Genomic DNA, 13,150 nt, shown 5'->3' with positions numbered 1-13,150 from the left:
GCATGACACAGATCATGAATGACCACGCACGTCTGCGTGACGCCGTAAGGGATCGTAAAGACCGCGACCAGCTCTCCCTGACGCAGATCGGGTCGGCAAGTGGTGTATCCGGCCCGGTGATCAGTTCATTCCTTGGCGGCAATTATGCCGGGGATAATGAAAAAGTGGCTGGCAAGCTCCAGTTGTGGCTGGAGGCGCAGGAAACCAAGGAACGGAACCGCTCTGAGCGGCCTGTTGTTCCGGGGTTTATCATGACGGAAACGGCTCGGACGATCATGAACCTGATTGAAACGGCACAGTATGACATTGATCTGGCCGTGATCTCCGGCAATGCGGGGACCGGAAAAACCATGGCGGCGGAGGAGTATCAGAAGCGCACCAACAACGTGTTCCTGATTACTGCGGACCCCAGCCTGTCCAGTCCTTCCGCCGTTTTGCTGGAAATTGCTGAAACCTTGGGCTGCAATGACAAAGGGCAGCGCCGTATTCGTTCCATTATCCGCCGCCTGAAGGGGACGGAGGCGGTGTTGATTATTGATGAAGCCCAGCACCTATCCGTCAAGGCTGTTGAAGAAATTCGCTCCATTCATGACCAGGCAAAGGTGGGTGTGGTGTTTATGGGGAATGCCCCGTTGAACGCCAAGTTTGATGGGTTAGGCCGCACGGCGGATTACGCGCAGTTGTTCAGCCGGATTGGGTTGCGCCGGAAGATCAACAAGCCCCGACAGAAAGACATGTGCGCCATTCTTGCCGGGTGGAACGGTGTGCAGGACGAAGAGGTGCAGCTTTACGCCAAGGAAATCGGGCGGCGCGAAGGTGGGCTGCGCAGCATGAGCAAGGTGCTGCGCAACGCCACGAAAATTGCCCGTGTGAGCAAGCGTGATCAGATCACCAGAAAAGACCTTGAATGCGCATGGTCTGAACACATGACCGGCGAGTTTCCAAAAATTCGTATGAAAGGAGATATCGGCGATGTCCAGTCTTGAAATGCCCGTGGCGTCTGACGTTCTGACAGAGGTTGTTGAGAACACCATTTTTGCCCAGCCCGAACGCCACCGTGCCCTGCTGCGCGATATTCGGGATTTCCTGCGCAGCAGCCCCACGGATGCCACGGCAAGCCATCTGGCTTTTGTCCTGACGCATGAAACCCACGTTGCCGGTGACAACAGGCGGCAGGTGATCCGTGAGTTTTTTGAAAGCTATCCCGAGGGTGCCACCGCTGGTGAAATCCTCGCGCAGATGGAGGCACTGTGATGCCTGAAGCAAGAACCGAAACACCCATCCAGTGCATTGACCGCGTGTTGCGGCAGATGCGTGTAGGGGCGCAGCTTTTTTCTCAGCCTCGGGATTTTACTGTGCTGAGTAGTGGTGATCGGCAGGAATATGCGGAGTGGCTGGATCGGATGGCGAGTGAACTGGAAGGGTCGTTCACCATGCTGCGCATTCCCGTGCAGGCCATGCCGCAGATCATTGATGCGGAATTTGTCGAGGTGCGGCCATGAGCGGGAGTTGCACGGCAGTTGTGAACCTGCCCGCCATTTTTGAAAGCATGGGAGAGGCGCTGGATGACATGGCGAAGAAGAACCCCACACTGTCCCTCGCCAGTGTCATTGATCGCATTGGCGAGGATATGGCGCAGATTGTCAGCATTACGCAGGGCAATGGCGGCATGATGAAAGAGCTGCATGACGCAGCCTGGAGTTTGGCTGTTGTCAGTGTTCTCCATTTTTCCATGGTTCAGGCCAGCATTGCGCATACCATGCGGATGATGCCTGTCAGCCTGAATAAAGGGATGATGCACTGATGGCACCGCGTGTGACTGGTGAAATTTACACCGCGTGGGTCCAGCGGAACGGGCGGATTGAGTGGCACCCCGGCGTGGGTTTTCCCGATGGTGCGCTCCCGCTGTGCTGCGGCACACGGGACGCCCTGAAAGCCTACCTGCGCCACAGGGCTTTTAACGGCGAGTTTTACGCCGTGCCCGGCATGACGGACCTCATGCCCGACCAGCAGGCTTTTGAAGCAGTCGAGAAACTGCGTGTGAGCCTGACCGGGGCCTCCAAAGACCTTTTTTCATATTACTCGGGAATGAACAGGAGAGACGTAGGATGAGCGTTAACATGGAAGGCATGGTTATGACCTGCTCTGGCCCGTGGCCCCGTGAACGGATGGCTCCGACCACGCTGTTGTCCAATGATCTGGCCATTGAGCTGGTGAACGATGCCAAGGCGCTGCATGAACTGATGGTTGAACAGAAGCGGCGCATGTTTGAAAAAGCCCGCAACTATGAAACCGCGTTGCTTGAACAGTATAGGGTCAAAAAGCGCAAAGGGTCACGGGGGGCATTTCAGGCAGAGAGTCTGGATAGCTGCTTTAAGGTTGAATTGTCGGTTGCCGACTTCCGGCGTGTCACGTCTGACATTATGGCGGCGCAAGCCCTGATGGGAGAAGTGCTGGACGATCTGACCGAGAATGTCAGCCCGGATATTCGCCTGCTGCTGTCTGCTGCGTTTGAACCGGATGAACGAACAGGGCGTGTGAACGTGGACCGTTTGCAGCAGGTACGCAAAGTGCGGCTGACACACCCGCGCTGGCCCGATGTTATGGAAGCTGTGGCGAACAGCATTGAGGTTTCCAGCAGTAAGCCATACCTGCGCTTTTACTGGCGGGAAACGCGGGACCAGGACTGGCAGGCTATCCGGCTCCAGTTCTCTTCTCTGGAGGTGGTGTGATGGCTGTAAAATTCACTGCTACGCCTGAAGAGCGGGAGATTATTGGACGAATTAGTAGCCGTGTAGCATCCCTATATCGAGACAGGGGTGACATTACACCCCGTCGGGTCATGCTGCTCGAAATTACGATGGACCTGGACGCAGCCCATTCCAACGGCTGCCCGATGGACTTCGCTCGCCTGGACAACGCAGACGATTTTAACCTGATGCATGATGTCGCGGGCATTGCCCGCCATCTGGACCGCAGAACTGGCAAGCTGACAGATATGTTTCGCCCGCGCTTTGCCAAGAAAGAGGTGGTGTGATGGCTCGGAAATTTGAAGTTGAAGTGCAATGCACGGTTGCTGTGGTGCTGCGAGAAGAAGCGTTTTCTGAGAAATTCATGGAAGAATTTCAAGAGAGCATTTCACCATTTGATACTCTTGAAGAGCATGCTGAACATATAGCGTGGCTTGTGGCGACGGGCGTTATTGATCCGGTGTATGACCCGTCCATTGGTGGCGAACAGTTTGTCGAAGGCTATGGGCGAATAGCTGACTTTGTTGTTTCTGCATCCAACACTGATACGGATGTCAGCACCATTTCTGAGAGTGAGGTGGCGTGATGGAAATAATCCAAGAATACCCATGCGCAGATGGCAGCCGAAATAATCAGCATCATGGGATCGTTGTTTTTCAATGTGGTGATTGCCGCGCAGAGATAGAGGTATCAATAGGCGGGAATTGCTACGGGGCTGGTCTGTTCGACGTATTCATTTCGGAAGCATTGGAAAAACATGCCACGAATGATGATGCTGATTACTTCAGGATACCTATGAAATATCCTGATGGTCAGTCTTTTGAGTTTGAAGGCGATGAACGTGATTTTGAGAGCATGTGTGTCGCTGTCTACATAACTCGCATCGTGCCGGAGGACGAGTGATGCCCACTACCGCCCGCTCTGACATGGTGAAGAAAGTCCATGTTGGACGCCGCCAGTTGGGGCTGGATGATGTGACCTATCGCGCGCTGCTCCAGCGCGTGACTGGGCATGTTTCCAGCACGGCCTGCTCCGTTGGCCAGTTGCATGATGTGCTGGCCGAAATGAAGCGGCTGGGCTTCAAGGCAACCAGACCGAACCACAAGCCATGGGTGCGTAAGGTCTATGCCCTGTGGCGGGAAATGAAGCCCATGCTGCGTGGGGATGGCTCCACGGAGGCACTGCGGGCCTTTGTTGAACGGTGCGTGAGTGTGAGCGCGCCCGAGTTCCTGGACGAACCACAGGCCCGCAAGGTGATTGAAGCCCTCAAGGCATGCTGATGTTTCTATTAAAAAGCCTAAAGCGCATGACGATAGGGTGGTGCTTGGTCTGCACAAATTCAGGAGCATAGGCAAATCAAAAGCATATCTGTATGCAACGATCTTTGACGCTCTACAGGATGCGTGGCGAGCGGGTGTGAAGTTTGATGAAAGCCATGTAGAGGCAATCTGCTCTTATATCATCGGTTCTTATACCTGGCGTATTGATGGGGCATTAAACGAAATCATCCGTTTAGAAATCAAGGATCGTCTGGAAAAGATGATAAAATAAGGACAATTCGGGCAAAAACCCCTAAAATGGGAGAACAGTGTACAAATATGCCGTTTGAGGCATATTTTAAGAGCCTCTGAACAGGCGTTTACCGCGACAATCCTGTTGGAAAAATCTGGAAGGAAGAGAGCCGTGTCCGATGTGCCTGAGAGCGTTGAATGCCTGGTTGACGCCGCAGGAGTGGACACGGTTCTGGCATTTCTGGAGGCATTTGGCGGGACGCGGATGTATGTGCCCAAGCGGGTAGACACCAGCCAGTTGACCCAGATGTATGGTGATGAACTGGCCGGGGCCATTTGCAGCTACTTTGGCCCCGGATATTGGGATGTTCCCATGCACAAGGCATGGCGCGTGTTATGCTACCGCAATGCGGGCATGACAGTTGGAGAAATGGCGACACGCACGGGTTTGAGTGAGCGCCAGATCTACGCGACCCTGAAGCGCGCCAGAGAAACCGGCACCCGCGTGTGTGCCCCGCGTGCCCGATGCCGGGTTGATGAACGGCAAATTTCCCTCTTCTGACGATACACCCTGTTATCTGACAGTCTGCCCGCCCCCTTCCATGCGCGCGTATCGTCGCAGGCATGGACAGCAACTTCGAAAAAATCGCACCGGATACTGAAACCCGCGAGGGGCTGTATTCGGCCACCCGGAGTGATCCGGGGAACTGGACATCCGGCATTGTTGGCATTGGCCGACTGGTGGGGTCCATGCGTGGTATTTCTGCCCCCACAATGGCCCACTGGCTGGGTTCGGCCGATCTGGTTACGCCGCAGATCATGCAGCGGATTGACCATGCAACCTTCATGGCAATTTCCCGCGCCTATTACTGGCGCGCACTGAATGCGGATGCCGTGGGCGTGGGCATTGACCGGATGCTGTTTGACTTTGGGTTTAATGCCGGTGTGTCCCGCGCGGCTAAACAGTTCCAGCAAATTGTGGGCGTGCCCGATAGCCAGATTGATGGCGACATAGGTGCAGCCACATTGAGAGCACTGAATGCCGTGCGGTTGGAAGCCATTGCTGGCTTTGTTGCGCGCGGATGGGCGGTGCAGTTGCAGCAGGATCTGGGTGTATCACCAGATGGTGCGTTAGGGCCGCTGACGCTTGCCGCTGTGAACAAGCAGGCAATGTGGCGCAGGCTTATGATTTACGCTCTCGCCTCCCGACAGGAGCTTGCCTATCGGAGTTTCCGTGGCTTCATGGAGAATGGTGACGGCTGGCTGAACCGGCTGAACTGGCGGGTGAAAGCTTCTCTTTCCGATCTGGACGCATTGGCTCTGGCGTAGCGGTTTTCCGCTGCGCGGGCGCGCGGAGCGGTATGGATTTTACGGCGGCGACGCACCGCTGTTTTTGAGGCTATTCCTCACATGAATAAAGCTCTCCTCCTGTCGTTCATTTCGCCCATGTTTAGCGTTCTGAACGCCATTGTCCCCTCCATTGCCGGTAGCAAGCTGGCCACCAGTGCGTCCATTGCCCAGACGGCGGTAAAGTCTGCCGTAACTGCCATTGATGGCGGGGTGGATCACCTGCAGGCAGCATTTGCCAATTTTGAAAGCCGCAACCCGGTTGTGGCTGCTTCCGTGGCCGAGTTTGTCATCCTGGCTGAATCTCTGGGCGTGGCACTCCCCACGCAGGATGCCATCGTGACGCATGTGAAGGCAGCGGTGGCTGACCTGGCGGGTATTCTGGTGCCGCAGGTTGTCCCTGCAACGCCTGTCCCTGCTGCCGTAACAGTGACGGCTCCAGCGGTTACCGCTGCGGCCCCCAACACGACCTCGGTTGAAGATCAGGTGGTGGATACAGCGAGCGCCGTTGAAGCAACCTCCTCCAAAACCACGGATGACGATGCCGCCAGCGCAATCGCTGCGACGTCTGCCGTGGTGATGGCTGCCTCCACCCCGACCGCCTGAGCGGCCGGGCATGTTGCAAACGGCAGGAGCGGCACAGGGAGTGCCGCCAGTTATCACGCTGCTGATCTGTGTGCTCGCCCTTGTCGTTGCAGTGGTCGCTCTCTTTTGGGTCTTTCGCCTGAGTGAGCGCCACGCGGCCCGCGAAGTGGTGATTGACCACCGCCGTCTATGACACGGATGCGTCCTACAAAGTGCTGGCAACGCCTGCGGCTGATTATGTGAGTGGAAAATTCGGCACACCGAATGCCACGGTTAAAGCCGACATCAAGACTGCCAGTGCCGCTGCCATTGCTGCGCTGGAGCCGCTGAATACGGCCGTGGAAAATAGCGCCACGATCAGCAGCAGCGATGTGGCGACCGCCCAGAGTGATCTGGCGGCACTCCAGAAAGCCATTTCGGCCGCACTGTCCAGTGTTGCCGCCAGCAAGGAACAGTAAGCCATGAACACGTCCATGATTGTGAACATTATTGGTCTGGTCGTGGCGGCTGCGGAGGAAGTGCCCTCCATTGTCACCACCATTGTGAAGGCTGTGGAAACCTCCGCCTCGGGCACGGCTCCCACGGCGGCCGAGATCGAAGCGCTCTTTGAAGAGTGCAAGAGCCTCAACACCACTATTCAGGACTCCTGAACACATGGCGCAGCTCATCAACCAGTATGGCCAGCCGATCAGTGCGTCTGATCTGACCGGAGACGTTGCTGGCGCACGGATGACCGGGCTGCGCCCTGCTGTGGTCGCCACACCGATTGGCGAACTGACACCGGCCAGAATCGGTGCGCTCATGGCGCAGGCGGATCAGGGCGACAGTCTGGCATGGCAAATTCTGGCCGAGCATATAGAGCGGCGGGATCTGCATTATCTTGGCGTGCTGAACACACGCAAACGGGTTGTGTCGCAGTTACCGATGACCGTTACTCCGGCGTCAGACGATCCAGAGCATGTCAAACATGCTGATTTTGTGCGCGCATGGGTGGACAGGGGCATTCTGCGCCGGTCGTTGTTTGATATGATGGATGCTCTGGCCAAAGGCTTTTCTGTCCATGAAATGGAATGGAACTGCGCGGCCGGGAACTTTTATCCGCAGAGCATGAGCTTTAGACCGCAGCGCTGGTTTGAGGTGAGTTACGAGGACGGTGAAAGCGTTCTGATCCGTGATGAGAATGCTACTCCAGCCCGCAGCCCCATACCCGATGGCATTGCACAGATTGGCCTGACAGACATGATGGCCAGCAAGTTTGTTGTGCATCGCCATCCGTCCTGGTCGGGACTGACAATCCAGAGTGGTCTGACGCGCGCCTGCGTGTGGGCGGTGATGTTCAAGCTGTTCACCAACCGGGACTGGGCATTGTTTGTCCAGAATTACGGGCTACCCATGCGGGTGGGCACATATGGCCCCAATGCATCCGAACAGGACCGGAATGTGCTGTTCCGGGCGATTACGGATATTGCGGGCAACTGTGCTGCCATGATCCCGCAAGGCATGCTGATCGACTTCAAGGAACCAAAGAACGGTGCGGGTGCCAATGACATCCATGAACGCCGGATGCGATTCCTGAATGAAGAAATCAGCAAGGGGGTGTTGGGGCAGACAGGCACGACCGAAAGCAAGGCGGGTGCCCATGCATCCGGTGCTGTCCACAAACAGGTTCAGGACGATATTGAGCGGGCTGACGCCCTGATGCTCTCCCACACGGCCACGACGCAATGCGCGGCCCCCATGGTGGCGTTTTCGTTCGGACCGCAGGACAAATACCCCATTATTGCCATTGGGCGGCCGGATGAACCCCCGCTGACTGAACTGGTCGCAGCCATCCAGTGGGCTGGCCCGCAGGGGTGGATGGTCCGTGCGCAGGATCTGTACGACCGCTTTGGTCTGAAGCCGCCTGAGCCTGACGACATTGTGGTGGGAATCAAGGCACAGCCACAGCCTGTGGAGCCGCCCAAAACTCTGCCTGCAGAAGCACTGGCACCTCGGACCGAGCCCGCCCGTGTGCCTGCTCCTACTGTCAGCACGCCGCGTGAGCCCGAGCAGCCGCTACCAGAGCACACTGCGGCGCATACAGCGCTTTCAGCCCGCCTGCGCAGGTTGATGCGTGCACACAGCCAGTTGCCTGCAAACCCCTCGGTCATGGATCTGGCGGTGGAGAGTATGGCGCGTGACGCGCAGGATGCCCTGAACGGCATGATTGATCAGGCGCGGCACGTTGTGATGCACGCCACGGATATGTCCGACATTGCCCGTGGGATTGCCGACCTGAAGCTATCGGACACCGCATTTGCCCATGCCATGGCCCAGGGCATGATGGTGGCCAACCTGCTGGGCGAGTTTGAGGTGTACGAAGAAATGGCGGCCAATGGCTGACGCCTCCGATCTCGGCACGGTCCTGCGTATGCCGCCATCGGAAGCGAGCGAGTTCTTTCGACAAAAGCTGAATATACCAACAAAACATTGGGATGATCTGTGGCACGAGGAACATTCGCGCGGTTTCATGGTGGCGGGGGCTACGTCCGAAGCATTGCTGTCTGATCTGCGTGCAGCAGCAGACAAGGGCATTGCGGGCGGGATTACGGCCAAGGACTTCCGCAAGGAATTTGACGCAATTGTTGCCAAACATGGCTGGGCGCACAACGGAAGTGCCGCATGGCGATCGGAACTGATCTACAGTGTAAATACCTCCATGGCACACTCAGTCGGACGTTACATCCGCCAGACCACGCCCGAAGCTCTGGAGATGTTCCCCTACTGGCAGTATCAACACCATACTTGCCAGCACCCACGACCTGAGCATGTGGCATGGTCTGGGATGGTGCTGCGTGCAGATGATCCATGGTGGAACACGCATTATCCGCCGAATGGCTGGCGGTGCCACTGCACGGTAAATGTCCTGTCCGAGCGTATGATGAAACGCATGGGGCTGACAGTTTCCAGCGCACCGCTCCTGAACGCGCGCGCATGGGTGAACAAGCGCACTGGCAAGACGCTCTGGGTGCCAGAGGGTATTGACCCCGGCTTTGCCTATAACCCCGGCAAAGCATGGCAAGAGGGACTGGCACCGCCAATAGGGAGCCGGTTCAAGGCTGAGGATGCAGGCTCCGTTGCACGTCCATCAGCTCCGCCACAAAAGCCCGCTCCAAGTCCTGCTCCTGTTGCGCACAAGCCTGAGCAGGAAGAGACCCACCTTGTGCCGGTACCGGATGTTCATAGGGACGATGCCCGTCAGGCAGACATCCTGCGTCTGCACAAGCACCCGATTGGCAACGTCAATGCCGGAGAAATGCCAGAGGCTGTGCGCAATGCGCTGGGAGCACAGACGCGTACAGTCAAAATCTCTGGCGAGACGATGGAGAAGCAGCTCCATAAACATGGGGATTTGACGGAGGCGGATTACCGGCGTCTGCCAGCCGCTCTGGCACAGCCTGATATTGTGGCGCGGCAGGGTGAGAAGCGTGTGCTGTTCTTCCACCAGGCTGGATATATTTACAGAGGTGCGCTGAAAACTACCGGCGATGGCGCAGAGAATTACCTGCTCTCCTTCCACCGGACCACGAAGGAAAAGGCCACAAAAGCCCTGCGGGATTTACCGATCCTCTCGGGCAGTCTGGACGCATTGAGCGAGACGGACACTGTGACGGATGAGGATAATTAGGGGAATGACGCGCCGGGGGGCCAGCCAGAACCCCCAAACGAACCCACCGCAAGGGTGGTCCTATGGTCGGCTGAATAACACCGTGTCGCGGCGCGTCACGCACATCATATCGGAAGTCGAGGGAGAAATTCAATGTCTGTTGCAGTGAGCATGGAATGGGACGGCCTGCATGAAACGCTGGAACGCATTGCGGCCATCGGGCTGAAGCCTGAAAAGCTGCTGGCCGCCATCGGAAACCCCCTGGAGGACAGCACACGGGCACGCTTTGATAGTGGTCGTGATCCTGATGGCGTGTCCTGGGAAAGCTACGCGCCCCTGAACCCGCTCTATGCCGCAGTGGAAAAGAAGGGTGTCGGCATTCTGGTTGAGAGCGGTAAGTTAAGGGGATCAATCCGCTCTGTCGTGGTCGGTAGTGAACTTCTGGTAGGATCGGATGAGATCTATGCGCCAGTGCATCAGTTCGGTGCGGTGATCCAGCCCAAGAATGGCAGGCACCTCTCTTTTATAATGGGCGGACATCTCTGGCACGTTGACAGTGTGCTGATAGAAGCGCGCCCATACCTTGGCCTGTCCGACGAAGATGTGCTCATGATCATGGAGGAACTGGAGGCAGTTTTTGACCGTGCTCTTGGCGGCGGTGGTGGGGTGTAAGGACTGATTGGGTTTTAAAAGGTTTCTAAAAGGGTCTAAAAGGGGTTCACAGAGCGTTTTACGCCTCCCGTGGGGAATTATGGGTCTATCCCTGTCCAGCGCCCTCTGAGGCGAAAAAACCGGCACGGGTGTTTTTCGCCTTTTCCCCCATGTTTTTCTTACCCTGCTATCTGTCAGTCTGCCCGCATGGATCGCCCCGCGCGATATTCGCGGCATGGCAAGAGCAGCACTCCACATGATCCAGCCCGCTCCGGGAGATACACCGCCGGAGTGGATACACATCCTGCCCGCAGGCACCTTTAAAGGTGATGATGGGCGTGGACCTTATGTGCTGCGTGATCCGGCAAAAGTCATTTCGGAAAGCATGGAGCGCGCCCATGGCAAGCTGACACTGGACGAAAACCATTCCACAGATATAGCCGCGAAGATCGGCATGTCATCTCCCGCCATGGGCTGGATCGTCCAGCTTGAAAACCGGGCCGATGGCATTTGGGGGCGTGTTGAGTGGACGCCGCCCGGCCAGCAGGCATGGACCAACCGTGCGTATCGCGGGGTCTCTCCTGTTTTCAAGTACACTCCAGATGGTGTTGTGACGTGCATCCAGCGCGCCGCCCTGACGAACAATCCCAATCTGGGACTGACCTCCCTTCATCATAAACAACAGGAGACGAGGATGGACCTCGCAGCCATTGCGGTAGCCCTCGGGCTGCCCGCAACAGCAACGCAGGCGGACGTTGACCGTGCGCTTGCTGACGCCAAATCCAGCCGTGCCATGCACACCAGTCTGGCCGGACTGCTCAACCTTGGGGCCGATGCGGATGCTGCCGCCATTACCACCGGCGTGCGCGGCCGCCTTGAAGGCGAAAGCGCACATGCCCAGGCACTGACTGCCGTGCAGACAGAGTTGGCCGCACTCCAGCGTAAGGACGCCGAACGCACGGCGGAAGCGGTTGTAGAGACTGCCGCACGGAATGGTCATGTGATCAGCAAAGACCTGCGCGGCGAGCTGATTGCCCTGCATGCCAGCAACCCCGAAATGGCGGCAAAGATTATCGCGCAGCTCCCCAAAATTCCGCAGGGGCAGATCGCACGCCAGAACACTTCGGCCCATGCAGCCCAGACAGCGGCGGGTGTGGACACGGATGCCGACCCCAAGGATCTGGCGAAAATGGACGCCACCTTCCAGGTGACGGATGCCGAGCGTAAAGCTCTGGGGGACGCCAATGCTTACTGATGATCGCGCGCTGACCCGTATTCCTTGCGGGCATGGCCCTGAATTTGCGTTGCCGGTTGCGGCGGGCATGAAGGTGTATCGTGGTTCCATTGCGGCCATCTGTCAGGATGGAACGCTGGTTCAGGCAGCCGCCGCCGCACCGCCTTCGCCCATCGTGGGCATTGCAGGCATTGCGCGGCATGGGCAGGACAACACTGGCACGTCCAACGTGTATGGCGACCAGACCGGCGCAGGTGATGTGTGGTGCGAACGCGGCACATGGGCGCTGCCGTTTGATGTAGCGCCCACATGGGCTGCCTATGGCAAACCCGTTTATGCGGTCGATGACGAGACCGTCTCCCTCACCCAAACACCCGAAGGTGGTTCTGCCCGTGAGCAGGTTGGCACATTTGCCGGTCTGGACGCGCAGGGCACCGCCTGGACGTATCTGGCATAAGGCGCTCTACAATGGACATTACGGTAGGTAACATCAACGCGCTGGGCGCACGCATCAGTCTGCTGTTTAACCGGCGGCTGAGTGTTGTACAGCCGACCTGGCAGAAGTTTGCGATGGAGGTACCCTCCACCACATCCGCCAACTTTTACCCGCGCCTTGCGGAGCTTCCGGGCATTCGTGAATGGCTTGGCCCGCGCCAGATCCACATGCTCTCCACTGCGGACCGCATGGTGCTGGCTAACCGCACGTTTGAGCAGACGATTGGCATAACGCGCGAAGATCTGGAAGATGACCAGTATGGCTTTCTGATGCCCGTGGTTGAGGGGCTGGGGAGCGACGCGGCTGTGTTCCCTGACAAGCTGGTTTACGAGACGCTTGCAGGTGGTCGCGCTGCCAAGTGCATGGACGGACAAAACTTCTTTGACACTGACCATGAAGCGATTGATAGCACCGGGGAAACGGTCTCTTACGCGAATATAAGCACGATTGCGGGTGGTGAGGCGGCACAGCCATGGTGGTATCTGTTTGATACAAGCCAGGCACTCAAGCCGATGATTTTCCAGAACCGTCGGCCCTTTGCGATTACACCTCGCACGCAAATTTCAGCCGATAACGTGTTTATGCATCGTCGGTTTGAATGGGGCACCGATGGCCGCTGTGCCGCTGGTTATGGATTTTATCAGTTCGCATTCTGCTCCAACCGCCCTCTGACCGGCCCTGTGTTTCAGGATGCGATTGCAAAGATGGCAGCCCAGTGCCGCCGTGACGGGACGCCTTATGGTGTTTCGCCCACCCTTATGGTTGTGCCGAAAAACCTTGAGGGGCCTGCCCGTTTGCTCCTGAAAAGCACGCAGGTGGCAACTCTGGCACCAGACAATAAAACCTATGTTTCCGGGTCCAACGTCTGGGCTGATTACTGCGATCTGCTGGTCTCTGATCGTCTGCCGCAGGCTGTGGGGGCTTAAGAAT

At 57.3% G+C, this 13,150-nt stretch carries 23 protein-coding genes; all 23 read left to right on the top strand.

Annotated elements, in window-relative coordinates:
• Positions 1-2 precede the first annotated feature (2 nt).
• The 23 genes from PY793_RS04450 to PY793_RS04340 all read left to right on the top strand — a co-directional run bounded on the left by PY793_RS04450 (position 3) and on the right by PY793_RS04340 (position 13,146).
• Complete coding sequence (locus tag PY793_RS04450; protein ID WP_275176903.1) at positions 3-986, top strand: AAA family ATPase; 984 nt, start codon at positions 3-5, stop codon at positions 984-986.
• The gene (locus PY793_RS04445) at positions 973-1,254 is read left to right on the top strand and encodes a hypothetical protein (protein ID WP_275176902.1); all 282 of its coding nucleotides are present in this window, start codon (positions 973-975) and stop codon (positions 1,252-1,254) included. Before PY793_RS04450 ends, PY793_RS04445 begins: the two co-directional genes overlap by 14 nt.
• Positions 1,254-1,502 (top strand): hypothetical protein, encoded by a 249-nt coding sequence (locus PY793_RS04440; protein WP_275176901.1) that lies wholly within the window; start codon positions 1,254-1,256, stop codon positions 1,500-1,502. The genes PY793_RS04445 and PY793_RS04440 overlap by 1 nt, the downstream gene beginning before the upstream one ends.
• The gene (locus PY793_RS04435; protein WP_275176900.1) at positions 1,499-1,804 is read left to right on the top strand and encodes a hypothetical protein; all 306 of its coding nucleotides are present in this window, start codon (positions 1,499-1,501) and stop codon (positions 1,802-1,804) included. The genes PY793_RS04440 and PY793_RS04435 overlap by 4 nt, the downstream gene beginning before the upstream one ends.
• Positions 1,804-2,112 (top strand): hypothetical protein, encoded by a 309-nt coding sequence (locus PY793_RS04430; protein WP_275176899.1) that lies wholly within the window; start codon positions 1,804-1,806, stop codon positions 2,110-2,112. The genes PY793_RS04435 and PY793_RS04430 overlap by 1 nt, the downstream gene beginning before the upstream one ends.
• Positions 2,109-2,732 carry a DUF3164 family protein gene (locus PY793_RS04425; protein ID WP_275176898.1) on the top strand — a complete coding sequence of 208 codons (624 nt, stop codon included), beginning with the start codon at positions 2,109-2,111 and terminating at the stop codon, positions 2,730-2,732. The genes PY793_RS04430 and PY793_RS04425 overlap by 4 nt, the downstream gene beginning before the upstream one ends.
• Entirely contained in the window at positions 2,732-3,037 is a 306-nt protein-coding gene (locus PY793_RS04420) for a DUF6874 family protein (protein WP_275176897.1), read from the top strand. The genes PY793_RS04425 and PY793_RS04420 overlap by 1 nt, the downstream gene beginning before the upstream one ends.
• Complete coding sequence (locus PY793_RS04415; protein WP_275176896.1) at positions 3,034-3,336, top strand: hypothetical protein; 303 nt, start codon at positions 3,034-3,036, stop codon at positions 3,334-3,336. The genes PY793_RS04420 and PY793_RS04415 overlap by 4 nt, the downstream gene beginning before the upstream one ends.
• Positions 3,336-3,653: a hypothetical protein gene (locus tag PY793_RS04410; RefSeq protein WP_275176895.1), complete on the top strand. Its 318-nt coding sequence runs from the start codon at positions 3,336-3,338 to the stop codon at positions 3,651-3,653. Before PY793_RS04415 ends, PY793_RS04410 begins: the two co-directional genes overlap by 1 nt.
• Positions 3,653-4,030, top strand: coding sequence for a gp16 family protein (locus PY793_RS04405; RefSeq protein ID WP_275176894.1), 378 nt, complete (start codon positions 3,653-3,655; stop codon positions 4,028-4,030). The genes PY793_RS04410 and PY793_RS04405 overlap by 1 nt, the downstream gene beginning before the upstream one ends.
• The gene (locus tag PY793_RS04400; RefSeq protein ID WP_275176893.1) at positions 4,008-4,301 is read left to right on the top strand and encodes a hypothetical protein; all 294 of its coding nucleotides are present in this window, start codon (positions 4,008-4,010) and stop codon (positions 4,299-4,301) included. The genes PY793_RS04405 and PY793_RS04400 overlap by 23 nt, the downstream gene beginning before the upstream one ends.
• A gap of 132 nt (positions 4,302-4,433) precedes the next feature.
• Positions 4,434-4,823, top strand: a complete 390-nt coding sequence (locus PY793_RS04395; RefSeq protein ID WP_275176892.1) for a hypothetical protein — start codon at positions 4,434-4,436, stop codon at positions 4,821-4,823.
• Between the two features lie 62 nt (positions 4,824-4,885).
• Positions 4,886-5,590: a glycosyl hydrolase 108 family protein gene (locus tag PY793_RS04390; RefSeq protein ID WP_275176891.1), complete on the top strand. Its 705-nt coding sequence runs from the start codon at positions 4,886-4,888 to the stop codon at positions 5,588-5,590.
• A gap of 81 nt (positions 5,591-5,671) precedes the next feature.
• The gene (locus PY793_RS04385) at positions 5,672-6,214 is read left to right on the top strand and encodes a hypothetical protein (RefSeq protein ID WP_275176890.1); all 543 of its coding nucleotides are present in this window, start codon (positions 5,672-5,674) and stop codon (positions 6,212-6,214) included.
• A 10-nt stretch (positions 6,215-6,224) separates the two neighbouring features.
• On the top strand, positions 6,225-6,386 hold the full coding sequence (locus PY793_RS04380; protein ID WP_275176889.1) for a hypothetical protein: 162 nt from the start codon (positions 6,225-6,227) through the stop codon (positions 6,384-6,386).
• Positions 6,367-6,651 carry a hypothetical protein gene (locus tag PY793_RS04375; RefSeq protein ID WP_275176888.1) on the top strand — a complete coding sequence of 95 codons (285 nt, stop codon included), beginning with the start codon at positions 6,367-6,369 and terminating at the stop codon, positions 6,649-6,651. Before PY793_RS04380 ends, PY793_RS04375 begins: the two co-directional genes overlap by 20 nt.
• A gap of 3 nt (positions 6,652-6,654) precedes the next feature.
• Positions 6,655-6,843, top strand: a complete 189-nt coding sequence (locus tag PY793_RS04370) for a hypothetical protein (RefSeq protein WP_275176887.1) — start codon at positions 6,655-6,657, stop codon at positions 6,841-6,843.
• Between the two features lie 4 nt (positions 6,844-6,847).
• Positions 6,848-8,575: a DUF935 domain-containing protein gene (locus PY793_RS04365; protein WP_275176886.1), complete on the top strand. Its 1,728-nt coding sequence runs from the start codon at positions 6,848-6,850 to the stop codon at positions 8,573-8,575.
• Positions 8,568-9,860: a phage head morphogenesis protein gene (locus PY793_RS04360; protein ID WP_275176885.1), complete on the top strand. Its 1,293-nt coding sequence runs from the start codon at positions 8,568-8,570 to the stop codon at positions 9,858-9,860. The genes PY793_RS04365 and PY793_RS04360 overlap by 8 nt, the downstream gene beginning before the upstream one ends.
• 132 nt (positions 9,861-9,992) lie before the next feature.
• The gene (locus PY793_RS04355) at positions 9,993-10,511 is read left to right on the top strand and encodes a phage virion morphogenesis protein (RefSeq protein ID WP_275176884.1); all 519 of its coding nucleotides are present in this window, start codon (positions 9,993-9,995) and stop codon (positions 10,509-10,511) included.
• A 235-nt stretch (positions 10,512-10,746) separates the two neighbouring features.
• Entirely contained in the window at positions 10,747-11,745 is a 999-nt protein-coding gene (locus tag PY793_RS04350; protein WP_275176883.1) for a phage protease, read from the top strand.
• Positions 11,735-12,181: a hypothetical protein gene (locus PY793_RS04345; protein WP_275176882.1), complete on the top strand. Its 447-nt coding sequence runs from the start codon at positions 11,735-11,737 to the stop codon at positions 12,179-12,181. Before PY793_RS04350 ends, PY793_RS04345 begins: the two co-directional genes overlap by 11 nt.
• A gap of 11 nt (positions 12,182-12,192) precedes the next feature.
• Positions 12,193-13,146, top strand: coding sequence for a Mu-like prophage major head subunit gpT family protein (locus tag PY793_RS04340; protein ID WP_275176881.1), 954 nt, complete (start codon positions 12,193-12,195; stop codon positions 13,144-13,146).
• Positions 13,147-13,150: the final 4 nt, after the last annotated feature.

Origin of the sequence: Acetobacter fabarum (assembly GCF_029069195.1) — a bacterium.
GTDB lineage: Bacteria > Pseudomonadota > Alphaproteobacteria > Acetobacterales > Acetobacteraceae > Acetobacter > Acetobacter fabarum_A.
This window is presented reverse-complemented; position numbering and strand designations above follow the sequence as displayed.